This window comes from Oceanibaculum pacificum, assembly GCF_001618175.1.
Classification (GTDB): Bacteria; Pseudomonadota; Alphaproteobacteria; order Oceanibaculales; family Oceanibaculaceae; genus Oceanibaculum; species Oceanibaculum pacificum.
In genome coordinates this window covers 24,849-49,306 of sequence record NZ_LPXN01000002.1, presented here as the reverse complement: position 1 = coordinate 49,306, position 24,458 = coordinate 24,849, and the positions used below count along the sequence as shown (strand labels likewise).

The window sequence follows — 24,458 nt, the reverse complement described above, 5'->3', positions numbered from 1 at the left end:
GTTGCTGCCCCTACAACCCGCTGCGCCACGCGCTGGTTCCGCCCGTCTCCAAAAGCGTACCGGAACATCGCGCCGATAGCCTTGGTTAGGCGGGCAGACCGAAACCAAGGAGAATCGTCATGGCAGAGCATCTGCAACCGCCCCAGGCGCAGGACCACCAGCCCGGCAGCGAGAAGGAAATGGCGCCGCGCCCGGACTACATCCCCCGCCATCCCGGCGCCGACAAGCTGGCCGGCAAGGTGGCGCTGATCACCGGCGGCGACAGCGGCATCGGCCGCGCGGTAGCTGTCGCCATGGCGCGCGAGGGCGCTAACATTGCCTTTGTCTATCTGGACGAGACGGAAGACGCGGCCGAAACCGAAAAGCTGATCGCCGAGGAAGGCCGGGAAGCGATCAGCTTCGCCGGGGACATCGGCGATGAGGCCTTCTGCAAGGAGGTGGTCGCCAAGACGGTCGAGCGGTTCCGCACGCTCGATATTCTGGTGAACAACGCCGCCGAGCAGCACGAGGTCGCGGATTTGACCGAGCTGACCGCCGAACAGCTGGAACGCACCTTCCGCACCAATGTATTCGGCTATTTCTTCATGACCAAGGCCGCCTTGCCGCACCTGGGGGAAGGTGCCGCCATCGTGAACACCACTTCGATCACCGCCTATAACGGCCACCAGACGCTGCTGGATTACAGCGCCACGCGTGGCGCCATCGTCAGCTTCACCCGCAGCCTGTCGCAACGCCTGATGGAGCGTGGCATCCGGGTCAACGCGGTTGCGCCGGGGCCGATCTGGACGCCGCTGATTCCCGCCTCCTTCAAGCCCGAGAAGGTTGCCGAGCATGGCGCCAGCGCCCCGATGGAGCGGCCGGGACAGCCCAACGAGGTCGCCCCCTGCTACGTCTTTCTGGCCAGCGACGACGCCTCCTACATGAGCGGCCAAGTGCTGCATCCGAATGGCGGCAGCATCGTCGGCTCTTAACGGGCAAGGCATAAATTAGGCGCACGGAACAAATGTCCTGCCCTGCGGTTACGCCTTCATATCCATCCATTGAGGAGAGCATGCCGTTCCGCCGCGCCATTGGACCGTACCGGCATCTTCGGGATGTCTGCGGGTTAGATCGATTTCGATGCGCCGGGCCGGCAAGCTTTCTTCTGCTGCTCATCGTCTCCAATTGAAGGAGGGTCGGTTGTCGCGTCTCATCGTCGTATCCAATCGCGTTGCAGTTCCGAAGGCCGGCCAGATCATGGCGGGCGGCCTAGCCGTAGCGGTGAACAGCCTGTTCGAGGATCGGCCCGGCCTGTGGCTGGGCTGGAGCGGCGACATCGCCCAGACCGCCGGCGGCTTCCGTTTCGAGGAGCGCGGCAATACCCAGTTCGGCCTGCTGGACCTGACGCAGCAGGATATCGACCAGTATTATAACGGGTTTTCCAATCGGGTCTTGTGGCCGTTCCTGCATTACCGCGCCGATCTGGCGGAGTTCGACCGGCCCGAGATGGAAGGTTATCTGAGGGTAAACCGGCATTTCGCGGAGAATATCTCTGCCCTGCTAGAGCCGGACGACGTGCTTTGGGTGCATGATTACCACCTGATCCCGCTGGCGAAATACCTTCGGGCGCGCGGCCATAAGAACCGCATCGGCTTCTTCCTGCATATCCCGTTGCCGCCGGTCGATGTGCTCAGCGCCCTGCCCGACCATCGGGAGATAATCGGCGCGCTGGCGCAGTACGATCTGGTCGGCTTCCAGACCGCCAGCGACCGCAATAATTTCGCCGGCTATCTGCAATCCATGGACGCCACAATGTCCGAGGATGGCGAAAGCTTTGAGATCGGGGGCCGCTGCGTGCGCATCGGGGCCTTCCCGATCAGCATCGAGACCGAGACCTTCAAGCGCTATGCGCAGCAGGCCGCGACCTCCCGGTTGATCGGCGAGATGCGCAAAAGCATGGACAATCAAAGCCTGCTGATTGGCGTCGAGCGGCTGGATTACACCAAGGGCCTGCTGGAGCGCATCGACGCGTTCGATTATTTCCTGGCCGCCAATCCGGAATGGCATGGCCGCTCGACCTATCTGCAGATAACGCCGAAAAGCCGGTCCAGCGTGCCGGAATATCAGGACATGGACCATCAGCTCAGCCGGCGCATCGGCGAGATTAACGGCCGCTTCGGCGGCGTCGCCTGGACGCCGCTGCGCTACGTTAATCGCAGCTATACACGGCCCAGCCTGGCCGGGTTGTACCGGCTGGCGCGGGTCGGCCTCGTCACCCCCTTGCGCGACGGCATGAACCTGGTGGCGAAGGAGTTCGTCGCCGCGCAGGACCCGGCCGATCCGGGGGTGCTGGTGCTGTCCCGCTTCGCCGGCGCCAGCGCCGAGCTTGGCGAAGGCGCGCTGCTGGTAAACCCGTTCGACCGCGACGCCATGGCGACCGCCATCGCCCAGGCGCTGGAAATGCCGCTGGCCGAACGCCAGGCGCGGCTTGCCGCGATGCTGCCCATCGTGGAGGCGAACGATATTTACCATTGGGCCGATCTGTTCCTGACCGAGCTGTCCAAGCCCCTCGCCGATACCCGCAGTTTTCGCCGGCAATCGACGATAGACAGCTTCCGCCGCATTGCCCTGCGCCGCCCGGCCCCGCTGTCGCGGGACAATCCGGTCAATCAGGGCTCCTGAGGCCGCCGAAGGAACCCTTTTCTTCCCGGCTTGTTGGGGGGAACGACGATCCGGAACCAGCGGGAGAGTGATGACAGCGCGAAACGTGCAAGATCCATGGCTGAAACGCCACGCCCTGGACCGCATCGCCATCGAAGGGGTCGACCCGGAAATCGATGGCGGACGCTTCCCGGCCAAGATCACCCTCCCGGAAAGCTTCGTGGTGGAAGCGGATATTTTCAGCGACGGTCATGACCCGCTGGATGCCGCCCTGCTCTATCGGCCCCAGGGTGCGCGCCGCTGGCAACAGACGCCGATGCGGCTGTTCGACAATGATCGCTGGCGCGGCCGCATCCGCTTCGAGGCGGTGGGGCCGCACGAATTTACCCTGGTCGGCTGGCGCGATTTGTTCGCCGGCTGGCGGCGCGATACCGGCCGGAAGCGCGAGGCCGGCCAGTCCGTCGCCGTCGACTTGGCCGAGGGCCATGACCTACTCCGCCGCACCCATGATGAATCCGACCGTGCGACCGCCGCGGATAAGACCCGCCTGCGCGCGCTGCTGGCGGAGCTGGGCGAGACCCCGGCCGAGGGTGATTTGCTCGCGGTGCTGATGAGCGACGAACTGGCCGCGCTGATGGCACGCTGCGGCCTGCGCGGGCATCCCACAACCTACGAGAAGGTGCTGATCGTCGAGGTTGAGCGCGTCCGGGCAGCCTTCGGCGCATGGTACGAGTTGATGCCGCGCTCGCAATCCGGCGATCCGGCCCGCCACGGCACCTTCGACGATGTGATCGAGCGCCTGCCCTATGTGCAGTCGCTGGGCTTCGATGTGCTGTACTTCCCGCCGATCCACCCGATCGGCCGGAAGAACCGCAAGGGCCGCAACAACAGCCTGACGCCCGCCCCCGACGATCCGGGCAGCCCCTACGCCATCGGCGCGGCCGAGGGCGGGCATGATGCAATCCATCCGGAGCTGGGCAGCTTCAAGGATTTCCACCGGCTGGTCACGGCGGCGAAACGGCATGGGCTGGAGATCGCGCTGGATTTCGCCATCCAATGCGCGCCGGACCATCCCTGGATCAAGCAGCACCCGGAATGGTTCGACTGGCGGCCCGACGGCACCATAAAATATGCCGAAAACCCGCCGAAGAAGTACGAGGATATCGTCAATGTCCATTTCTACGGCGGGGCGTTCCCGGAGCTGTGGTACGCGCTGCGCGACGTGGTGCTGTTCTGGATCGGCCATGGCGTGTCGATCTTCCGGGTCGACAATCCGCACACCAAGCCGCTGCCCTTCTGGGAATGGATGATCGCCGATGTGCGCCGGCAGCACCCGGAAGCCATCTTCCTGTCGGAGGCGTTCACCCGGCCGAAGATGATGAAGCGGCTGGCCAAGGCCGGCTTCACGCAATCCTATTCCTACTTCACCTGGCGCAACACCAAGCGCGAGCTGACGGAGTATCTGACCGAGCTGACGCGCGAGGAATGCCGCCACTATATGCGACCGAACTTCTTCGCCAACACGCCGGACATCAACCCGCGCTACCTGCAGACCAGCGGGCGGCCCGGCTTCCAGACGCGGCTGTTCCTGGCCGCCACGCTGGGTGCCAGCTACGGCCTGTATAACGGCTTCGAGCTGTGCGAGGCGGAACCCATGCCCGGCAAGGAAGAATATCTAAATTCGGAGAAATACGAGATCCGGGCGTGGGATTGGGAGCAGCCGGGGCATATCCGCGCCGACATCGCTTTCGTCAACGCGCTGCGGCAGGCAAACCCCGCCTTGCAGCGCCTGACCGGGCTGGAATTCTACAATGTCTGGAACGATTCGATCCTCTATTACGGCAAGCGCACGGACGATCTGTCCAATTTCCTGCTCTTCGCGGTGAATCTCGACCCGGTCAATCCGCAAGCCGGCCATTTCGAGGTGCCCTTGTGGGAATTCGGCCTGCCCGACGAGGCCAGCATCGCGGTGGAAGACCTTGTTACCGGCGAGCGCTTCGCCTGGAACGGCAAAATCCAGCACATGCATATCGACCCCCAACAGCGCCCCTATATGGCCTGGCGCCTGATCGGAGCGGCACGATGACGATCCTCCCCAATGCCGTCCTTCCCAATGCCGCAGAGCGCCAGGAAGATCAGCGCTCGCAGCCGCGCGGCGGTCCGGCCCGGCTGCATCGGCACGATTGGTACAAGGACGCCATCGTCTACCAGCTCCACATCAAGGCGTTCCAGGACGCCAGCGGCGACGGCGTCGGCGACTTCGCCGGGCTGATGAGCCGGCTGGATTATGTCGAGCAGCTTGGCGTCACCGCGATCTGGCTGCTGCCCTTCTACCCTTCGCCATTGCGCGACGATGGCTACGACATTTCCGACTATCGTCGTATCAACCCCTCCTATGGCGAGATGCGCGACGTGAAGCGCTTCATTGCCGAGGCGCACCGGCGCGGGATCAGCGTCATCACCGAGCTGGTGATCAACCACACATCCGACCAGCACCCCTGGTTCCAGCGCGCCCGCAAGGCGAAGCCGGGTTCGGCGGCGCGGGATTTCTATGTCTGGAGCGATTCGGATGCGCGCTACAGCGGCACCCGAATCATCTTCCTGGACACCGAGAAGTCGAACTGGACCTGGGATCCGGAGGCCGGGCAATTCTTCTGGCACCGCTTCTATTCGCACCAGCCGGACCTGAATTTCGCCAATCCGCGCGTGCTGGAGGAGGTAATCCGCGTCATGCGCTTCTGGCTGGAGATGGGGGTGGACGGGCTGCGCCTGGACGCCATCCCCTATCTCGCCGAGCGCGAGGGCACGAATAACGAGAATTTGCCCGAGACCCACGACATCCTGAAGAAGATCCGGGCGGCGCTGGACGATGGCTATGGCGACCGGCTGCTGCTGGCCGAGGCCAACCAGTGGCCGGAGGACACCGCGCCCTATTTCGGCGAGGGCGACGAATGCCACATGGCGTTCCACTTTCCCCTGATGCCGCGCATGTACATGGCGGTGGCGCAGGAGGACCGGCACCCCATCACCGACATCATGCGCCAGACGCCGGAGATTCCCGAAAATTGCCAATGGGCGATCTTCCTGCGTAACCATGACGAGCTGACGCTGGAGATGGTGACCGACCGGGAGCGGGACTATCTCTGGAACACCTATGCCGCCGACACGCGCGCGCGCATCAATCTGGGCATCCGCCGACGGCTCGCGCCGCTGATGCAGAATGACCGGCGCAAGATCGAGCTGATGAACGGGCTGCTGCTCTCCATGCCCGGCACGCCGGTGCTGTATTACGGCGACGAGCTGGGCATGGGCGATAATTTCTATCTCGGCGACCGCGACGGCGTGCGCACGCCGATGCAATGGTCGGCCGACCGCAATGGCGGCTTCTCGCGCGCCAACCCGCAACAGCTCTATCTGCCCGCCATCATGGACCCGGTCTATGGCTACCAGACCGTGAATGTGGAGGCGCAGCAGGCCGAGCCCTCCTCGCTGCTGAACTGGGTGCGCCGGATGATCGCGGTGCGCAAGCAGCACGATTCCTTCGGGCGCGGCAGCTTCACTTTGCTCTATCCGCGCAACCGCCGGGTGCTGGCCTATGTGCGCCAGCATGAGGGGGAGACCATCCTGTGCGTGGCGAACCTCTCGCGCTCGGCCCAGGCGGTGGAGCTGGATCTGTCGGCCTATCGCGGCTGCGTGCCGATCGAGCTGCTAGGCCAGCAACCTTTCCCACCAGTCGGCGACCTGCCCTATCTGCTGACCCTGCCGGCGCACGGCTTCTTCTGGTTCCTGCTGGCGTCGGAACAGGAAGTGCCGTCCTGGCATGTGCTGCCGCCCGATCCGCTGCCGGAATTCATCACCCTCACCGCCCCGGATGGCCTTGCCAATGTGCTGCGCGGGCGCGAGCAGCGTCAGCTTGAGCGCGATGTTCTGCCCCAGTTCCTGCAACGCCAACGCTGGTTCGGCGGCAAGGACGCGCCCGTGGACACGGTGACCATCGCGCCCCTGGCGACGCTGGATGAGGAAACCTTGCTCGCCCTGGTGCAGCTTGGCGATGCCCGCTATCTGCTGCCGCTTACCGCCTTGTGGGGCGAGGAGAATGTGCAGTTCGGCGCGCCGAAGCTGTCCTATACCCTGGCCCGCGTGCGGCGCGGCCGGGTGCTGGGCGCGCTGGTCGACGCCGCCTTTGACGAGCGTTTCGCCCTCTCGCTGGCGCAGCGCATGCGCGCCGGCGACACGGTGACGCTGGAGAGCGGATCGCTGCGCTTTAAGGGCAGTGCCGCGCTGGCGGCGATCGAGACGTTGGAGCCGGTACGGCCCTTGCTGCTGGAGCAGAGCAACGTCTCGGTGGCGTTGGGCGACAAGGCGCTGCTGAAGCTCTACCGCCGCCTGCGCGCCGGCAATCAGCCGGAGGTCGAGGTCGCCCGCTTCCTCAGCGAGCAGGCCGGCTTTGCCAATACCCCCGCTTATCTGGGCCAGGTTAGCTGGCACGATGGCGAGGAAGAGACGGTGCTGGCCACCGCCTTCGCCTATGTGCAGAATCAGGGTGATCTGTGGGGCGCTTTCCTCGATGCCTTGATGCGCACGCTGGAGGATCGCGCCCTGGCTGGGGCCTGGGAAGCGCAGCCGGTCGATGGCCCGGAGACCTTCGCTTATCCGCTCGACCTTGCCCGTACGCTGGGCCTGCGCACTGGCGAGATGCATCGCGCCTTCGCCGCCGAGACAGACGACCCCGCCTTCCGCTGCGAGCCGCTGACCGCCGGGGATATCGCCGATTGGGCAGCCGATGCGCAGCGCCAATTCGACGGCGCGCTGGAAGCGCTGGAACGGCTGCGCCCAGGCCAGCCCCCGGCGGTGCAGGCGATGATCGACCGGCTGGTCGATTTTCGTCCGGCCGTGGAGCTGAAGCTGGACGCGATCCGCGCCCTGCAACCCAGCGGCATGAAGTCCCGGCTGCATGGCGATTACCATCTGGGCCAAACGCTGATCGTGCAGCAGGATGTGTTCATCATCGATTTCGAGGGCGAGCCGCGCCGCGGCCTGGAGGAGCGGCGCGCGAAATCCTCTCCCCTGCGCGATGTGGCCGGCATGCTGCGCTCCTTCGATTATCTGGCGCGCACCGTCAGCGCCCGTCTTCGCGAGCGCTTTCCTGATCTGACCGGAACGGGAGATGGAAGCGACAGCCCGGTCGACAAGCTGGCGCTGGAATGGCGCGCCAAGGCGGTCGCCGACTTCCTGGACGGCTATCGCGCCGGCCTCGCCGATGCGTCCAACCAACCGGACACCGAGCAGGACCGGAAAGCCCTGCTGACGCTGTTCCTGCTGCAAAAGGCATTCTACGAGATCGGCTATGAGGCCGCCAACCGGCCGGATTGGATATCGATCCCGCTGCAAGGCGCGCTCGACCTGCTGCAGGAGGGCGGGTCATGAGCGCCGCCCAGGGCTGGCGGCTGGACGACACGGCCGTAACGGCGCTGATGCAGGCGCGTCACCCCGATCCCTTCGCGATATTGGGGCCGCATCGCACCGAGCGCGGCATCGCCTTGCGCGTCATCCGCCCCGGCGCGGAGACGGCGGAAGCCTTCGACCCCACCACCGGCGCGCCGCTCGCCAGCCTGCTGCGTCGGCACGAAGGCGGCTTCTTCGAGGGGCTGCTGCCGGAGGAGACACCCTACCGGCTGCGTTTCACCGCCGGTCCGGCCGACTGGCAGGAAGAGGATGTCTATCGCTTTCCCAGCCGCTTCGGCGATCTGGACCGGCACCTGCTGGCCGAGGGCCGCCATCGCCGGCTCTATGAGCGGCTAGGCGCGCACCCCACCCTTCTTGACGGGGTGGAGGGCACGCATTTCGCGGTCTGGGCGCCCAACGCCACGCGGGTCAGCGTGGTCGGCGACTTCAACGATTGGGACGGCCGCCGCCATCCGATGCGCCGGCACCCCAGCATTGGCGTCTGGGACTTGTTCGTCCCTGGCGTCGGGGAGGGCGCGCTGTATAAATACGAGCTGCTTGGCCCGAATGGCGAAATGCTGCCGCTGAAGGCCGACCCGGTGGGTTTCGCCGCCCAGATGCCGCCGGCGACCGCCTCCGTCGTGCATGGCCTGCCGCGCTACGAATGGGGCGACCAGGCCTGGATGGAAGCGCGCCACGAGCGGCAGGACCGCACCGCGCCGATCTCGATTTACGAGGTGCATCTCGGCTCCTGGCGGCGGCGCGCCGATGGCGGGCTGATGTCCTATGAGGAAGCGGCGGACGCGCTGATCGCCTATGCCGGCGATCTCGGCTTCACCCATATCGAGCTGCTGCCGATCAGCGAGCATCCGTTCACCGGCTCCTGGGGCTACCAGCCGATCGGGTTGTTCGCCCCGACCCGCCGGTTCGGCCCGCCCGAGGGCTTCGCCTATCTGGTCGATCGCTGCCACCAGGCCGGCATCGGCGTGATCGTCGACTGGGTGCCCGCCCATTTCCCGTCCGACGCGCACGGCCTTGCCCGCTTCGACGGCACGGCGCTGTACGAGCATGCCGACCCACGCCAGGGGCTGCACCGCGACTGGAACACGCTGATCTATAATTTCGGCCGGCGCGAGGTGGCGAACTTCCTGCGCGCCAATGCGCTGTTCTGGCTGGAGCAGTACCATGTCGACGCGCTGCGCGTGGATGCGGTCGCTTCCATGCTCTATCTCGATTATAGCCGCGAGGCTGGTGAATGGGTGCCGAATGCCCAGGGCGGCCGGGAGAACCTTGACGCGGTCGAGTTTCTGCGCATGCTGAATGTGGAGCTGTATGGCGATCATCCGGGGGCGATCTCCATCGCCGAGGAATCGACCGCCTGGCCCGGCGTCTCGCAACCGGTGGGCGCGGACGGGCACAGCGGCGGGCTGGGCTTCGGCTATAAATGGAACATGGGCTGGATGCACGACACGCTCGACTATGTCGGGCGCGATCCGATCCATCGCCAGCACCATCACGACCAGCTCACCTTCGGGTTGATCTACGCCTTTTCCGAGAATTTCATCCTGCCGCTCAGCCATGACGAAGTGGTGCATGGCAAGGGCTCGCTGATCGGCCGCATGCCGGGCGACCAATGGCAGAAATTCGCCAATCTGCGCGCCTATTTCGGCTTCATGTGGACTCATCCGGGCAAGAAGCTGCTGTTCATGGGCGGGGAATTCGCGCAGCCGCACGAATGGAACCACGACCTGCCGCTGGACTGGCACCTGCTGGCCGATCCCTTCCATGCCGGCATGCGCGACCTGATCCGCACGCTGAACCATCTGTATCGGGGCGAGCCGGCGCTGCACGCGCTGGATTGCCAGCCCGAAGGCTTCGCGTGGATCGACGCCGCCGACGCCCAATCCAGCATCTTCATCTATCAGCGCAATGGCCGGCCGGGCGATCCGCCAGTCGTGGTCGTCTGCAACTTCACCCCCACGGTGCGGCGCGACTACCGCATCGGACTGCCGCAGGGCGGCCGCTGGGTGGAAAGGCTGAATACCGACGATGGCGTCTATGGCGGCTCCGGCGTCGGCAATGGCGCGCTGACCGCCGAGCCCACGCCCTGGCACGGCCGTCCGCATTCCGTCGCGCTGACCCTGCCGCCGCTCGCCACCCTGGTGCTCGCTCCCGAGCGCTAGGCCTCACGCCAGAGAGACCATGATGTCCGACCTGTCGATAAAGCCCGGCCTGCCCTACCCGCTCGGCGCCACCTGGGATGGGGCGGGGGTGAATTTCGCCCTGTTCAGCGCCCATGCCGAAAAGGTGGAGCTGTGCCTGTTCGATCCCAAGGGAAAGCGCGAGGTGCGGCGGGTCGCCTTGCCGGAGAACACGCATGAGGTCTGGCACGGCTATTTCCCGGATATCCGGCCGGGGCAGCTCTATGGCTACCGGGTATACGGCCCTTATGAGCCCAAGGCCGGCCACCGCTTCAATCCGAACAAGCTGCTGATCGACCCCTACGCCAAGGCGCTGCATGGCGATCTGCGCTGGCACGATGCCTGTTTCGGCTATCGCATCGGTTCGTCGCGCGGCGATTTGTCGTTCGACCGGCGGGATTCCGCGTCGGTCATGCCGAAATGCATGGTGGTCGATCCTGCCTTCACCTGGGGCAAGGATATTGCGCCGCGCACGCCCTGGGCCAAGACCATCGTCTATGAGGCGCATGTAAAGGGCATGACCGCGCGCCATCCCGACGTGCCGGAGCAGCTGCGCGGCAGTTTCGCCGGCCTGGCCGACCCGCGCGCCATCGACCATCTGGTGAAGCTGGGCGTCACCGCGATCGAGCTGCTGCCGGTGCAGGCTTTCTACGACGACCGCTATCTGGTCGAGAAGAATCTCACCAATTACTGGGGCTACAACACCATCGGCTTCTTCGCCCCGGCCACGCGCTATATCTCGCCCGGCAGCGACATTCACGAATTCAAGCTGATGGTCCGCAAGCTGCACGCGGCCGGCATCGAGGTGCTGCTGGACGTGGTCTACAACCACACCGCCGAGGGCAATCAGGACGGCCCCACCCTGTCCTTCCGCGGCATCGACAATGCCAGCTACTACATTCTGGGCGACGATCCGCGCTATTATTTCGACACCACCGGCTGCGGCAACACGCTGAATCTGCGCAATGGTCGGGTGTTGCAGATGGTCATGGATTCGCTGCGCTACTGGGTCGAGGCCTGCCATGTCGACGGCTTCCGCTTCGACCTCGCCACCGCGCTGGGGCGGGAGCGCGACCAGTTCGACCGCAACTCCGTCTTTTTCGACGCGATCCGCCAGGATCCCGTCCTGTCACGCGTGAAACTGATCGCCGAGCCCTGGGACATCGGGCCGGACGGCTACCGGCTGGGCCAGTTTCCGCCAGGTTGGGCGGAATGGAACGGCGCCTATCGCGACACGGTGCGCTCGTTCTGGCGCGGCATCGACGGCACCGCGCCCGACATGGCGCGCGGCCTGTTGGGCTGGGCCGAGATGTTCGAGCATGCCGGCCGGCGGCCCTGGGCCAGCGTGAATTTCATTACCGCGCATGACGGCTTCACCCTGGCTGACCTGTACGCTTACGACAGCAAGCACAATGAGGCGAATGGCGAGGAGAATCGCGACGGCCACGACGATAACCGAAGCTGGAATTGCGGCGTCGAGGGGCCGACTGACGATCCCGAAATCCTGGAGCTGCGCGCCCGCATGCGGCGCAACGCGCTGGCCACGCTGCTGTTCTCGCAAGGCACGCCGATGATCCTGATGGGCGACGAGATCGGCCGCAGCCAGGGCGGCAACAATAATTCCTACTGCCAGGATTCCGAGATGAACTGGCTGCAATGGGAAGGGCTGGACCCGGCCGAGACCAAATTCCTGGAATTCGCCCATATGGCCGTGGCGCTGCGCAAGCGCTACCCGCATCTGCGGCGGCCGCATTTCCTGCATGGCCACGAGATTGGCGACCAGGGTAATCGCGAGGTGGTGTGGCTGAAACCCGACGGCAACGAGATGACCGATGCCGACTGGCTCGACCCCATTGTGAAGGTGCTGGGGCTGCTGCAATGCGACGCCGAGGGCAGCGCCATGCTGATCCTGCTGAACGCCTTTCACGAAGCGGTGGATTTCCAGCTACCGCACGAAAAGACCGCCGCCCGCTGGCGGCTGCTCATGAATACCGACCCCGACGAGGCCCCGGCCGAGGAGCCGCTGCCGCCGGGGGCGATGCTGCCTTTGCCGGGCCGCGCGCTGCTGCTGCTGGAGGGCGAGCCGGCATGAGCGGCGGCTTTGCCTTTCGCAAGAGCTGGGGCGCCGAGCTGTTCGCCGATGGCGGCGCGCGTTTCCGCCTTTGGGCGCCGGATGCCGAGCGTCTGTCACTGCGCCTCAGCGGCGGCGCGGATTTGCCGATGCAGCGCACAGAAATGGGCTGGTTCGAGGTGCAGGCGGACGGTCTGACGGCCGGCATGGAATATGGCTTCGTGCTGCCGGACGGCACCTGCGTGCCCGACCCCGCCGCCCGCGCCCAGGCTGGCGACGTGCATGGCATGAGCCGGCTGGTCGATCCCACCGCCTATCGCTGGCGCACCCCGGACTGGCGCGGCCGGCCGTGGGAGGAGACGGTGATCTACGAGCTGCATGTCGGCGCGTTCAGCCAGACCGGCGATTTCGACGGCGTGCAGCGCCGGCTGGATTATCTGGCGCGCCTCGGCGTCACGGCCGTGGAGCTGATGCCGGTCGCGCAATTCTCCGGCGAACGCGGCTGGGGCTATGATGGGGTGCTGCTCTATTGCCCGCACCGCGCCTATGGCGGCATGGAAGGGCTGAAGCGCCTGGTCGATGCCGCGCATGAGCGCGGGATGATGGTGTTCCTGGACGTGGTCTATAATCATTTCGGGCCGGACGGGAATTATATCCACAGCTACGCGCCTGCTTTCTTCGACCCCAAGCAGCACACGCCCTGGGGCCCGACGATCCGCTTCGAGCAGCCGGCCGTGCGCTCCTTCTTCGTTGAAAATCCGCTCTATTGGCTGGAGGAATACCGGCTGGATGGGCTGCGCTTCGACGCCATCGACCAGATCGCCGATCAGGCCGATATCCTGATCCTGGAGGAGATGGCGGCGTCGATCCGCCAGACCTTTCCCAACCGCCACATCCATCTGGCGACGGAGGATGAGCGAAACATCGTGCGCCTGCATCCGCGCGACGCCGAGAACCGGCCGGTGCTGTTCACCGCCGAGTGGAATGATGATTTCCACCATGCCGCCCATGTCACCGCGAGCGGCGAGGAACAGGGCTATTACAGCGATTTCGCGGCCGATCCGGTGGGCCATCTGCTGCGCGCGTTGACCGAGGGCTTCGCCTTCCAGGGCGAACCCTACGGCCCCTGGGACGGCAAGCCGCGCGGCGTGGCCAGCAATGGCCAGCCGCCGACCGCCTTCGTGACCTTCCTGCAGAATCACGACCAGATCGGCAACCGCGCCTTTGGCGAGCGGCTGACACTGCTGAGCGATCCGCGACTGCTGGATATCCTGGCCGCCATCCACCTGCTGAATCCGCAGGTGCCCTTGCTCTATATGGGCGAGGAGTATGGCGAGACCCGCCCCTTCCTGTTCTTCACCGATTTTCATGGCCCGCTGGCGGACGCGGTGCGCGAGGGGCGACGACGGGAATTCGCCGCCTTCACCGCTTTCTCCCGCGACGAAATTCCCGATCCCAACGCCCTGTCCACCTTCGACTCCTGCCGCCTGGACTGGGGGCTGGCCGATAGCGCGGCAGGCGAGGCGCGGCAGAATTTTTACAGCCGGCTGCTGGCGCTGCGCCACCATCACATCGCCCCGCGCCTGACCGACATGCTGGCGATGCGGGCGACCGGCCAGCGCCTGGGCGAGCGCGCCTTCGAGGTGACCTGGCAGTTGGGAGACGGCGCTTTGCTGCGCCTGCTCGCCAATCTGGGGGAACGCTCGATTTCCTGTCCGCTGGCGGAGGAAGGCGCCACCCTGCTCTATGGCAGCGGCGACGGGGTGCTGACATCGATCCTGGGGGGTAGCCTGCCCGGCTATAGCCTCGCCGTCACTCTGCGCAAGGCGCCGGCATGACCGGCGGCCCGCTCGACCGGCTGGCCGCCGCCCACGGGCTGCAGCGCCGCTATATCGATTTTCACGGCCAGCCGGTGGTCGCCCCCGACGCGGCGGTGATCGAGCTGTTGCGGGCGCTGGGCGTCGATCCCGCCGACCCCGGGGAACTCTCGCACCTGCCGCATCTCGACGCGCTGGCGATGCGGGTGCCGAGCGACATTGCCTGCTATCTGCCGGACTTCCTGCGCGACGGGCGCTGCTGGGGCGTCTCCTGCCAGCTCTATGCGCTGCGCTCGGCGCGCAATTGTGGCATCGGCGATTTCGAGGATCTGGCCCGGTTGGCTGAATTGCTGGGGCCGCTGGGCGCGGATTTCCTGGGAGTGAACCCGCTGCACGACCTGTTCGCCGCCGATCCCGGCCGGCAGAGCCCGTTCTATCCCGCGCATCGGCGCTTCCTGAATTCCGCCTATATCGCCATCGACCGGGTTCCCGGCTTCCGGCCGGAGGATGCCGATGCCGCCCTGCTGGAGCGCCTGCGCGCGGGCGAGATGATCGATTATACCGCCCTTGTGCCCGCCAAGCGCGCCATCCTGCGCCGGCTGTTCGAGCGCAGGCCGGACGATCCGGACCTGGATCGCTTTCGCGCGTTCCACGGCGCGGCACTGGAGGCCCATGCGCTGTTCCAGGCGCTGAGCCTGGCGATGGCGAGCCAAGGGCACGGCGCCGGCTGGCATGGCTGGCCGGAGGAGTATCGCAGTCCCGACAGCCTCACCGTCGCCGCCTTCCGGCGCGACCGGGCGCGCGAGGTGGATTTCGAGCTGTGGCTGCAATGGATCGCCGACCGCCAGCTTCGCGACGCCGCCAGCCGGGCGGAAGCGGCAGGCATGCGCATCGGCCTGTATCTCGATTACGCCGTCGGCATCGCGCCGGACGGCTCGGCCACTTGGGCCGATCCAACGCTCACCGTGGTCGGGGCGGAGATCGGCTCCCCGCCGGACATGTTCAATGCGCATGGCCAGAAATGGGGCCTCGCCCCACTATCTCCAGCGGAGCTGGCGCGGCGCGACTTCGTGCCGTTGCAGCGGGCCTACGAGGCGGCCTTCCAGCATGCCGGCGCGCTGCGCATCGACCATGCGATGAGCCTGCACCGGCTGTTCTGGGTGCCGACCGGCCGCAGCGCCGACGACGGCGTCTATGCGCTCTACCCGATGGAGGCGCTGGTGCGGACCCTGGCGACCGCCTCCCAGGCCTGCAAATCCATCGTCATCGGCGAGGATCTGGGCATCGTACCGGAAGGCTTCCGCACCTTGATGAGCCAGGCGAACATCCTGGGATACCGTGTCTTCTATTTCGAACGCGACGGGCAGGGCTTTGTGCCGCCCGCCCGCTATCCGCGTGAATCGCTGGCCTGCATCGGCAGCCACGACACCGCCACCTTGCCCGGCTGGTGGAATGGCTGCGACATCGACCGGCGCGAAATTCTGGGCCATCTGAGCGCCGAGGCGGCGGAAGCGACACGGCAGGAGCGGGCGCGCCACCGCCAGGAGGCGCAGAGCCTGCTGGCAGCCGAGGGCCTGCCCGACATCCCGCCGGAGGATGACGGCACCGTGCTGGCCACCGCCTTCCACCGTCTCATGGCGCGCACGCCGAGCCGGCTGTTCGTCGCCCAGATGGAAGACCTTCTTGGCGTGGTGGAGCAGGTGAACCTGCCGGGCACGGTACGCGAATATCCGAACTGGCAACGCCGCCTGCCGGTCACGCTGGAGGCGTTGGGCGAACACCCGATCTTCCGCACCGCGACCGACGCCATCGCCCATGAAAGGCCGCGTCATTCATGACCACACCGCGCGCCACCTACCGCCTGCAATTTCGCGACGGCATGGATTTCCACCGCGCGGCGCGGCTGGCGCCTTACCTCGCCGATTTGGGCGTCAGCCATCTCTATGCCTCGCCGATCTTCGCGGCGACGGAGGGATCGACGCATGGCTACGACGTCACCGACCATGGCCGCTTCGATGCGGTGCTGGGGGGCGAGGACGGCTTTACCGCGCTGTCGGCCGCGCTTAAGCGCCACGGCATCGGCCTGCTGCTCGACATCGTGCCGAACCATATGGCCGCCTCGGTGCAGAATCCCTGGTGGCGCGATGTGCTGCGGCACGGCCGCGACAGCGCTTATGCGCGACATTTCGATATCGACTGGGCCGCCGACAAGCTGCTGCTGCCGATCCTGGGAGAGCCCTATGGCGAGGCCGTCGCCGAGGGCAAGCTGACCCTGGGCGAACGCGACGGCCAGCCGGTGCTGCTGTATTACGACACCGCCCTCCCGCTCGCCCCCGGCACAGAGGCGCTGGGCGGGGTGCATGACATACATGAGGCGCAGCATTGGCGGCTGGCCTATTGGCGGCTGGCGCGTGAGGCGCTGACCTATCGCCGCTTCTTCGAAATATCCGAACTGGTCGGCGTGCGTGTCGAGGACAGGCCGGTGTTCGACGCCGTGCACCGGCTGGCGCTGCAACTGGTGGCCGACGGCACGGTCGACGGGTTGCGCATCGATCATGTCGACGGGCTGGCCGACCCCAAGGCCTATCTCGACACGCTGCGCGCCACGGCCGCCCCCCGCCGCCCCTATGTCGTGATCGAGAAAATACTGGGCGAGGAGGAGGAACTGCCCGCCGACTGGGCGACGGACGGCACCACCGGCTACGAGATCGGCTTCCTGCTGACCGCCTTGCAGATCGACAGCCGCAACCGCGCGGTGCTGGACCAGGCCTGGCGCGGTTTCGCCGGCGACCGAACCGCCTATCGCCAGCATGTGGTGGAGGCCAAGAGACGGATTTTCACCGTCAACCTGGCCGGCGAACTGCGCGGGTTGATCGCCCTGGCCGCCCGGCTGGCGGAAGCCGATGTGGCCAGCCGCGATTTCGGCCGCGACGCGCTGCGCCGGGCGATCATCGAAATTGCCGCCCATCTGCCGGTCTACCGCACCTATGTCGATGCCCACGGTGCCTCTCCCGGCGACCGGGCGCTGATCGACCAGGCGGTGCGCCAGGCCAAGACGGCGCGCGAGGCGGAGGATGGCCGCGTGCTGGATTTCATCGCCGGTCTGCTGCTGGATTCCCCCGCCGACAGCGCGGATCGCACCGGCTTCATCCGCCGCTTTCAGCAGGCGACCGGCCCGGTCATGGCGAAGGCGGTGGAGGATACCGTGTTCTACCGCTTCAACCGGCTGCTGGCGTTGAACGAGGTGGGGGCGGAGCCAAGCCGCTTCGGCATCTCGGTCGCCGATTTCCACGCCGCCCTGCGGCAGCGCCGGGCGGCTTGGCCGCACGCTCTGTCCGCCACCTCCACCCATGACACCAAGCGCGGCGAGGATACCCGCGCCCGCATCGCGGTGTTGAGCGAGATGCCGACACTCTGGCGCGCCGACGTGGCGCGCTGGCACGAAGCCACCGCCGACTTACGCCGCGCGCTGCCCGATGGCGAAAGCCCCGGGGCGGATGTGGAATGGCTGCTCTACCAGTCGCTGCTCGGCATCTGGCCCGCCGATCTGGATGTACGCGATGCCAGCGCGCTGTCGGACCTTGCCGAACGGCTGGAAGAGTTCATCGTGAAGGCGCTGCGCGAGGCCAAGCAGCGCACAAGCTGGACCGCGCCGAACCACGCGTTCGAGGAATCGGTTGGCGGCTTCGTGCGCGGCATCCTGGCGGTGCAGCGCCAGGATTTGCTGCGCGACCTGGAACGCTGCTTCCAGCCGGTGCTGGCCGGCGGCTTCGTGAACAGCCTGGCGCAGACCGCGCTGAAGCTGACCCTGCCGGGCGTGCCGGACATCTATCAGGGCACCGAACTGCCTGATCTTAGCCTGGTCGATCCAGATAACCGGCGGCCGGTCGATTTCGACCAGCGCGCCGCCCTGCTGGCCGAACCGGGCGAACTGACGATTGCGCAGTGGCGGCAGGGGCTGCCGAAATTCCGGCTGCTTGCCCGGCTGCTCGATCTGCGTCGCCGCCAGGAGGCGCTGTTTCGCGACGGCAGCTACGAGCCTCTCTTCGCGCTGGGGCCGATGGCCGAGCATATCGTCGCCTTCGCACGGCGCGCGGGCGCCGAATGCTGCGTCACCATCGTTCCACGCCTGCCGCTATCGCTGCTGGGTGGCCAGCCGGTTCCGCTGCTGCGACCGGAAGCGCTGGACGGCACGGAGATCGAACTGCCGATGGCCGGGCTGGTGACCCTGGGCGGCAAAGTGCTGCCGGCGCGGGTGGCGCTGGGCCCGTTACTGGCAGAGTTTCCGGTGCAAACGCTGGCGACAGAGCCGGGGGGAACAAAGCCGACAGGGTGAGGTTCGATTTCATCCGCATCGCCATTGGAGGGATCATGGCACAGCAGAGCGAAGACACGGAACGCCGCATCCGCGAGCATGCCTACCGGCTATGGGAAGCGGAAGGCCGCCCCGAAGGCCGGGCCGAGGCGCATTGGGAGCAGGCGCGTGAATTAGCCGCCATCGAGGATAATCAGCACACCGCCACCAAGCCGCGCCCCGCCGGCACGCGGGCGAAGCGCGCACAGCCGGTCGAGCCGCCCGAGGCGCTGGAAAACCAGGGCGACTTTCCGGGCTTGGCCGATCAGGGCGAGGAAAGCCGCCCGCCCCAACGCGCTCCCCGGCGCACCCCCCGGCGAGATGGCCGGAAAAAGCCGGAAAATATTTAGCGGGGGCGCGGTTCCCCGCCATCGGGGGCCTCGCGTTCGGTCTGCTTGTAGAGCTCGGTGGTGGCCCGCTCGGTCTGCGCGTCCAGCCGACGGTCACGCTTGCGATAGCGGAACATGCTATAGGCCAAGATCAGCCCCAGCAGGATCGGGCCGCCGATCGTGACAATGCCCCAGGGAAAAGAATCGAACATTCGCCGCCTCCTTCACGGAAAGATAAAATATAACAAGGAGGGCGTGGTTCTGTTCCTCGGCTATCTATAATCAAAGACCAATCGATCAATGAGATAAATTCATGACGGAACAGTTATCCTGCCTTTTTGTTCTACCTATGTGACACCGACTTAACAAAGTCAGTTGGACAACAAGGAAAGGATAAACCGATGATCATGAGGAATTGGACCAAGACTGGTTTCCTGCCCGCCGCTTTGGTGGCTGGCGTTCTCACCCTCGGCATCGGCGGTATCGGCATGGCGCATGCCGACAGCAAATTGCCGACCCAGAGCGGCGGCACCAGCGATGCCAAGCCGGATCAGAACACCAGCACGGGGGCAACCTCGAATAGCGGCAGTAGCGGTACGATGAACCGCTCCACCGGCAGCGTTCCGGATACCAGCACTCCGGGCACCACCGGCGGCGTCAGCGATGGCGCGCCGAAGAGCACCAACCCGAACAGCGCCGCCAATCCGGCCCCGGATAGCGGTAAGAATATCGATCCGAAGCCCAGCCAGCCAAGCAGCCGCACCAAGTAAGCGGCGCCCGGCAACAGGAAAGCCCCGGCCAGACGGCCGGGGCTTTTTCTTGTCCGCTACGGTGGGACGCCTCAGGAGACGGCGTCTTCCTTCTCCGGCTTCTTGCGCAGCTTGCGCGCCAGCGCCATTGCCTCGCCGACGATGCCGCGGCGGAACAGCAGCACGCAGACCACGAAGATGCCGCCCTGGATGATGGTGACCCAGGAGCCGAGTTGCGCCAGATAATTCTGGATCGTCACCACCAGGAACGCGCCGACCACCGGTCCGAACACCGTCCCCATGCCGCCCAGCAGCGTCATCAGCACCACCTCGCCCGACATGTGCCAATGCACATCGGTCAGCGAGGCGAGCTGGAACACCAGGGTCTTGGTTGCCCCCGCCATGCCCGACAGCGCGGCCGACAGCACGAAGGCCATCAGCTTGTACTGGTCGGTGCGGTAGCCCAGAGAGATGGCGCGCGGCTCGTTCTCGCGGATCGCCTTCAACACCTGGCCGAAGGGCGAATGAATGGTGCGATAGATCACCAGCCAGCCGAACACGAACATCGCCAGCACGAAATAATACAGGGTGAGCTGGTTGTTCAGATCGATGAAGCCCAGCAGATAGCCGCGCGGGATTGCCTGGATGCCGTCCTCGCCGCCGGTGAAGGGCGCCTGCAGGGCAAAGAAGAACACCATCTGCGACAGCGCCAGCGTGATCATGGCGAAATAGATGCCCTGACGGCGGATGGCCAGCCAGCCGAAGCCCAGGCCCAGCAGGGCCGCGGCCCCGGTGCCGGCCAGGATGCTCAGCTCCGGCGGCAGGCCCAGCACCTTCATCGAATGGCCGGTGACATAGGCGGCCGAGCCCAGGAAGGCGGCATGCCCGAAGGACAGCAGTCCGACATAGCCCAAGAGCAGATTGAAGGCGCAGGCGAACAGCGCGAAACACAGCGCCTTCATCAGGAATACGGGATAGAAGAAGAACGGCGCCACCAGGGCGATGATAATCAGGGCGACGAGGCTAATGATACGGATCATGCTGCCATCCCCCTCAGCGCGCCCGGCCGAACAGGCCGGCCGGCTTCAATACCAGCACGATCGCCATGATGATGAAGATCACCGTGTTCGAGGCTTCCGGATAGAACACCTTGGTCAACCCCTCGACCAACCCCAGCCCGAAGCCGGTGAGGATCGCCCCCAGGATCGAGCCCATGCCGCCGATCACCACCACCGCGAAGACGACGACGATGAGGTTCGAACCCATCAGCGGGTTCACCGAATAGATCGGCGCGGCCAGCACGCCGGCGAAGCCCGCCAGCGCCACGCCGAAGCCGTAGGTCAGCGTGATCATGCGCGGCACATTGATGCCGAAAGCCTGGACCAGCGCCGGATTTTCGGTCGCCGCCCGCAGGTAGGAGCCGAGCTTGGTGCGTTCGATCAGGAACCAGGTGGCGAAACAGATGAGCAGCGAGGCAACCACGACCCAGGCCCGGTAGTTCGGCAGGAACATGAAGCCCAGATTCTGCCCGCCCTTCAACACATCCGGGATCGGATAGGGCAGCCCGGATACGCCGTACATCTGCCGGAACGCGCCTTCGATCAGCAGCGCGAGGCCGAAGGTCAGCAGCAGCCCGTACAAATGGTCCAGCTTGTAGAGCCGGCTGAGCATCGTCTTTTCCAGAACGATGCCGACGAGACCGACGAGGATTGGGGCTAGGAACAGCGACGGCCAATAGCCGATGCCCAGCAGGTTGAGCAGCAGATAGGCGACGAACGCGCCCATCATGTACTGCGCCCCATGCGTGAAGTTGATGATGTTCAGCAGGCCGAAAATAAGCGCCAGGCCCAAGCTCAACGTGGCGTAGAACGCCCCGTTGATGAGCCCCAGCAACAGCTGGCCGAACAGAACCTGCGGCGGTATGCCGAGCAGTTCGAACATCCCCTAAATCCCCGTCGATCCGGTCACAAAGACCTGGTTAGCCCTTGGCGCTCGGGCAGTCGGTGCTCAACGGCCCATAGGCCTCGTCGCCCGGGATGGTGCGCAGCACCTTGTAGTAATCGTAGGGGCCCTTCGACTCGGACGGCTTCTTCACCTCGACCAGATACATGTCGTGCACCATGCGGCCATCGGCACGGATCTTGGCATTGCGGGCGAAGAAATCCTTCACCGGCAGCTCCTTCATCTTGTCCACGACCTTCTTGCCATCGTCGGTGCCGGCTTCCTTGATCGCCTTCAGATAATGCGCGACGGCGGAATAGACGCCGGCCTGGGCCATGGTGGGCATGGCGCCATTATGCTTGGCGGCGAACTTCTTCGACCAGGCGCGGGTCTCCTCGTCCATGTCCCAATAGAAGCCGGTGGTCAGCTGCAGGCCCTGCGCGGTCTGCAGGCCCAGGCTGTGGATGTCCGACAGGAAGACCAGCAGGCCGGCGAGCTTCTGCCCGGCCTGGGTGATGCCGAACTCCGACGCCTGCTTGATCGAGTTGATGGTGTCGGCGCCCGCATTGGCGAGGCCGATGACCTGCGCGCCAGAGGCCTGCGCCTGCAGCAGGAAGGAGGAGAAATCCTGGTTCGGGAAGGGATGGCGCACCACGCCCTTCACCTCGCCGCCGGCCTCCTTCACCACCTTGGAGACGTCGCGCTCCAGCGCATGGCCGAAGGCATAGTCGGCGGTCAGGAAGAACCAGCTCTTGCCGCCCTGGGCCACGACCGCCTTGCCGGTGCCGTTGGCCAGCGCCGTGGTGGAGTAGGTCCAGTGGATGCCGGTCGGCGAGCAGGCCTTGCCCGTCAGGTCGGAGGTGGCGGCGGTGGAGTTCAGATGCACCTTGCCCTTCTTGTTGGTGATCTCCTGCACCGCCAGCGCCACAGAGGAGGTCGGCACGTCGACCACGACATCGACCTGCTCGGCGTCGATCCAGCGATTGACGATGCTGGCGCCGACATCCGGCTTGTTCTGATGGTCGGCGAAGACCACCTGGATCTTCTTGCCGAGCACGGTGCCGCCGAAATCATCGACCGCCATCTGCGCGGCCAGGGTGGAGCCGGGGCCGGCCAGGTCGGCATAGGTGCCGGACTGGTCGTTCAGCACGCCGATCTTCACCACATCGTCGGACACCTGCGCCAGGGCCGAGCCGGTCGAAAGCGCCAACACGGCGACGCCTGCAAGCAACGCTGTACTCTGCTTCATGGTAACCTCCCTTTGTTATCAAACACCTAGATAGGTGTGCAATTTGCCGAGGTTTGCCTCGGCTTCGGCATTCGGGATCATGTCGATCACCCTGCCATGTTCGACGATGTAGTGCCGGTCGGCGACGGTCGCCGCGAAGTGGAAATTCTGTTCCACCAGCAGGATCGTCAGCCCCTTCTCCTTCAGCTTGCGGATCACCGCGCCGATTTGCTGCACGATCACCGGGGCCAAGCCCTCGGTCGGCTCGTCCAGCAGCAGCAGATTGGCTCCGGTGCGCAGGATGCGGCCAATCGCCAGCATCTGCTGCTCGCCGCCGGACAGCTTGGTGCCCTGGCTGTACAGCCGGGTCTTCAAATTCGGAAACAGCTCGAAGATTTCCTCGACCGGCATGCCGCCCGGCTTCACCACCGGCGGCAGCAGCAGATTCTCCTCGACGTTGAGGCTGGCGAAGATGCCGCGTTCCTCCGGGCAATAGGCGATGCCCATCTTGGCGATCTTGTTCGAGGTCAGGCCGATGGTTTCCGTCCCCTCGAAGGAAACCGAACCCTGTCGCTGACCGACAATGCCCATGATGGCGCGCAGCGTCGTCGTCTTGCCGGCGCCATTGCGGCCCAGCAGCGTGGCCACCTCGCCCTGGCGAATCTCGAAATCCATGCCGTGCAGAATATGCGATTCGCCGTAGAAGGCGTGCAGGCCGGCGACCTTCAGAAGCGCCTCAGCCATGACCGGTCCCCAGATAGGCGCTGATCACCTCGGGCATTTTCGATACCTCTTCATAGGGCCCCTCGGCCAATATCTCGCCGCGCTGCAAGACGGTGATGACATTCGACAGGTTGGAGACGACGCTGAGATTATGCTCGACCATCAGCACGGTGCGGTTTTCCGACACCCGGCCGATCAGGTCGGTGATGCGCACGATATCCTCATGCGTCATGCCGGCCGTCGGCTCGTCGAGCAGCAGCAGGCGCGGCTCGCAGGCCAGCGCCATGGCGATCTCCAGCGCCCGCTTGCGGCCATAGGGCAGGTCGCCGGCGGTATGGTTGCGAAACTCTGTCAGGCCCACCGCCTCCAGCAGCGCCATCGCCCGGTCGTTCAGCGCCGACAGGCTGTCGTCCGATTTCCAGAAATGGAAGGAGGTGCCCAATTCGCGCTGCAGGGCGATGCGCACATTCTCCAGCAGCGACAGATGCGGGAAGACCGCCGAGATCTGGAACGAGCGCACCATGCCCTTGCGCGCAATATCCGCCGGGCCGGTCTTGGTGATCTCCTCGCCCTTGTAGAGAATGCGCCCGGCCGTCGGGGTCAGGAATTTGGTCAGCAGGTTGAAGACCGTGGTCTTGCCCGCGCCATTGGGGCCTATCAGGGCGTGGATATCGCCCTTGCGCACGCGCAAGCTGACGTCGCGCACCGCGAAGAAACCCTTGAATTCCTTGCTGAGGCCTTCCGTCTCCAGGACGAATTCGCCAGACGCCATACCGTTCCGCTCCCTGACACGCCGCCCTTCCGCCCGCACGATTCGGGGCGCCGCGGTTGGTTCCACGGCTTTAGGAAAGACCGGCTCTTGCTTCTTCGAACGGAAAACGCACGCTGCCCGGCCAGGATGTAGGGAGACTGCCCGCACAAGCGGGTTCGTCCTGCTTCAGCCTGCTGGGATGTCCCGGT

Annotated in this window: 17 protein-coding genes; 11 read left to right on the top strand and 6 right to left on the bottom strand. The window is 65.6% G+C overall.

Annotation, left to right across the window (positions count from 1 at the left end; translation table 11 throughout):
- Positions 1-119 precede the first annotated feature (119 nt).
- The 10 genes from AUP43_RS01100 (at position 120) to AUP43_RS01055 (ending at position 18,878) form a co-directional block, all read left to right on the top strand.
- On the top strand, positions 120-971 hold the full coding sequence (locus AUP43_RS01100; RefSeq protein WP_067551409.1) for an SDR family oxidoreductase: 852 nt from the start codon (positions 120-122) through the stop codon (positions 969-971).
- A 208-nt stretch (positions 972-1,179) separates the two neighbouring features.
- Entirely contained in the window at positions 1,180-2,661 is a 1,482-nt protein-coding gene (gene otsA, locus AUP43_RS01095) for an alpha,alpha-trehalose-phosphate synthase (UDP-forming) (protein ID WP_084462396.1), read from the top strand.
- Between the two features lie 70 nt (positions 2,662-2,731).
- Positions 2,732-4,726, top strand: coding sequence for an alpha-1,4-glucan--maltose-1-phosphate maltosyltransferase (locus AUP43_RS01090; RefSeq protein WP_067551406.1), 1,995 nt, complete (start codon positions 2,732-2,734; stop codon positions 4,724-4,726).
- Positions 4,723-8,067, top strand: a complete 3,345-nt coding sequence (gene treS / locus AUP43_RS01085) for a maltose alpha-D-glucosyltransferase (protein ID WP_084462394.1) — start codon at positions 4,723-4,725, stop codon at positions 8,065-8,067. The genes AUP43_RS01090 and treS overlap by 4 nt, the downstream gene beginning before the upstream one ends.
- Positions 8,064-10,268 (top strand): 1,4-alpha-glucan branching protein GlgB, encoded by a 2,205-nt coding sequence (gene glgB, locus AUP43_RS01080; protein WP_067551403.1) that lies wholly within the window; start codon positions 8,064-8,066, stop codon positions 10,266-10,268. Before treS ends, glgB begins: the two co-directional genes overlap by 4 nt.
- Positions 10,269-10,287: 19 nt before the next feature.
- On the top strand, positions 10,288-12,378 hold the full coding sequence (gene glgX / locus AUP43_RS01075; protein WP_067551400.1) for a glycogen debranching protein GlgX: 2,091 nt from the start codon (positions 10,288-10,290) through the stop codon (positions 12,376-12,378).
- On the top strand, positions 12,375-14,195 hold the full coding sequence (treZ, locus tag AUP43_RS01070) for a malto-oligosyltrehalose trehalohydrolase (RefSeq protein WP_067551397.1): 1,821 nt from the start codon (positions 12,375-12,377) through the stop codon (positions 14,193-14,195). Before glgX ends, treZ begins: the two co-directional genes overlap by 4 nt.
- On the top strand, positions 14,192-16,012 hold the full coding sequence (gene malQ, locus AUP43_RS01065; RefSeq protein WP_067551394.1) for a 4-alpha-glucanotransferase: 1,821 nt from the start codon (positions 14,192-14,194) through the stop codon (positions 16,010-16,012). The genes treZ and malQ overlap by 4 nt, the downstream gene beginning before the upstream one ends.
- Positions 16,009-18,510 carry a malto-oligosyltrehalose synthase gene (gene treY, locus AUP43_RS01060; RefSeq protein WP_067551391.1) on the top strand — a complete coding sequence of 834 codons (2,502 nt, stop codon included), beginning with the start codon at positions 16,009-16,011 and terminating at the stop codon, positions 18,508-18,510. The genes malQ and treY overlap by 4 nt, the downstream gene beginning before the upstream one ends.
- A 35-nt stretch (positions 18,511-18,545) precedes the next feature.
- Complete coding sequence (locus AUP43_RS01055) at positions 18,546-18,878, top strand: DUF2934 domain-containing protein (RefSeq protein WP_067551442.1); 333 nt, start codon at positions 18,546-18,548, stop codon at positions 18,876-18,878.
- Here AUP43_RS01055 and AUP43_RS01050 read toward each other — a convergent pair.
- Positions 18,875-19,069, bottom strand: a complete 195-nt coding sequence (locus AUP43_RS01050; RefSeq protein ID WP_067551387.1) for a hypothetical protein — start codon at positions 19,067-19,069, stop codon at positions 18,875-18,877. The two genes, AUP43_RS01055 and AUP43_RS01050, sit on opposite strands and share 4 nt — an antisense overlap.
- Before the next feature lie 189 nt (positions 19,070-19,258).
- Between AUP43_RS01050 and AUP43_RS01045 the strand changes: the two genes are divergently transcribed.
- A complete protein-coding gene (locus AUP43_RS01045) occupies positions 19,259-19,627 on the top strand; it encodes a hypothetical protein (RefSeq protein ID WP_067551384.1) in 369 nt (122 codons plus the stop codon).
- A gap of 71 nt (positions 19,628-19,698) precedes the next feature.
- On the opposite strand, the gene AUP43_RS01040 is transcribed toward AUP43_RS01045, so the two are convergent.
- The 5 genes from AUP43_RS01040 to AUP43_RS01020 are packed head-to-tail and all read right to left on the bottom strand — an operon-like array spanning position 19,699 to position 24,270.
- Positions 19,699-20,646, bottom strand: coding sequence for a branched-chain amino acid ABC transporter permease (locus AUP43_RS01040; RefSeq protein WP_067551381.1), 948 nt, complete (start codon positions 20,644-20,646; stop codon positions 19,699-19,701).
- 13 nt (positions 20,647-20,659) lie between these two features.
- On the bottom strand, positions 20,660-21,547 hold the full coding sequence (locus AUP43_RS01035; protein WP_067551378.1) for a branched-chain amino acid ABC transporter permease: 888 nt from the start codon (positions 21,545-21,547) through the stop codon (positions 20,660-20,662).
- A gap of 37 nt (positions 21,548-21,584) precedes the next feature.
- Positions 21,585-22,796: an ABC transporter substrate-binding protein gene (locus AUP43_RS01030; protein ID WP_067551375.1), complete on the bottom strand. Its 1,212-nt coding sequence runs from the start codon at positions 22,794-22,796 to the stop codon at positions 21,585-21,587.
- 18 nt (positions 22,797-22,814) lie between these two features.
- Positions 22,815-23,519, bottom strand: coding sequence for an ABC transporter ATP-binding protein (locus tag AUP43_RS01025; protein ID WP_067551373.1), 705 nt, complete (start codon positions 23,517-23,519; stop codon positions 22,815-22,817).
- Positions 23,512-24,270 carry an ABC transporter ATP-binding protein gene (locus AUP43_RS01020; protein WP_067551370.1) on the bottom strand — a complete coding sequence of 253 codons (759 nt, stop codon included), beginning with the start codon at positions 24,268-24,270 and terminating at the stop codon, positions 23,512-23,514. The genes AUP43_RS01025 and AUP43_RS01020 overlap by 8 nt, the downstream gene beginning before the upstream one ends.
- Positions 24,271-24,458 lie beyond the last annotated feature (188 nt).

Excerpts from the sequence above, each read along its gene's own strand:
- AUP43_RS01100 (WP_067551409.1), top strand. The coding sequence starts at position 120 with ATGGCAGAGCATCTGCAACCGCCCCAGGCGCAGGACCACCAGCCCGGC.
- AUP43_RS01090 (WP_067551406.1), top strand. The coding sequence starts at position 2,732 with ATGACAGCGCGAAACGTGCAAGATCCATGGCTGAAACGCCACGCCCTG.
- treS (WP_084462394.1), top strand. The coding sequence starts at position 4,723 with ATGACGATCCTCCCCAATGCCGTCCTTCCCAATGCCGCAGAGCGCCAG.
- glgB (WP_067551403.1), top strand. The coding sequence starts at position 8,064 with ATGAGCGCCGCCCAGGGCTGGCGGCTGGACGACACGGCCGTAACGGCG.
- glgX (WP_067551400.1), top strand. The coding sequence starts at position 10,288 with ATGATGTCCGACCTGTCGATAAAGCCCGGCCTGCCCTACCCGCTCGGC.
- treZ (WP_067551397.1), top strand. The coding sequence starts at position 12,375 with ATGAGCGGCGGCTTTGCCTTTCGCAAGAGCTGGGGCGCCGAGCTGTTC.
- malQ (WP_067551394.1), top strand. The coding sequence starts at position 14,192 with ATGACCGGCGGCCCGCTCGACCGGCTGGCCGCCGCCCACGGGCTGCAG.
- treY (WP_067551391.1), top strand. The coding sequence starts at position 16,009 with ATGACCACACCGCGCGCCACCTACCGCCTGCAATTTCGCGACGGCATG.
- AUP43_RS01055 (WP_067551442.1), top strand. The coding sequence starts at position 18,546 with ATGGCACAGCAGAGCGAAGACACGGAACGCCGCATCCGCGAGCATGCC.
- AUP43_RS01050 (WP_067551387.1), bottom strand. The coding sequence starts at position 19,069 with ATGTTCGATTCTTTTCCCTGGGGCATTGTCACGATCGGCGGCCCGATC.
- AUP43_RS01045 (WP_067551384.1), top strand. The coding sequence starts at position 19,259 with ATGATCATGAGGAATTGGACCAAGACTGGTTTCCTGCCCGCCGCTTTG.
- AUP43_RS01040 (WP_067551381.1), bottom strand. The coding sequence starts at position 20,646 with ATGATCCGTATCATTAGCCTCGTCGCCCTGATTATCATCGCCCTGGTG.
- AUP43_RS01035 (WP_067551378.1), bottom strand. The coding sequence starts at position 21,547 with ATGTTCGAACTGCTCGGCATACCGCCGCAGGTTCTGTTCGGCCAGCTG.
- AUP43_RS01030 (WP_067551375.1), bottom strand. The coding sequence starts at position 22,796 with ATGAAGCAGAGTACAGCGTTGCTTGCAGGCGTCGCCGTGTTGGCGCTT.
- AUP43_RS01025 (WP_067551373.1), bottom strand. The coding sequence starts at position 23,519 with ATGGCTGAGGCGCTTCTGAAGGTCGCCGGCCTGCACGCCTTCTACGGC.
- AUP43_RS01020 (WP_067551370.1), bottom strand. The coding sequence starts at position 24,270 with ATGGCGTCTGGCGAATTCGTCCTGGAGACGGAAGGCCTCAGCAAGGAA.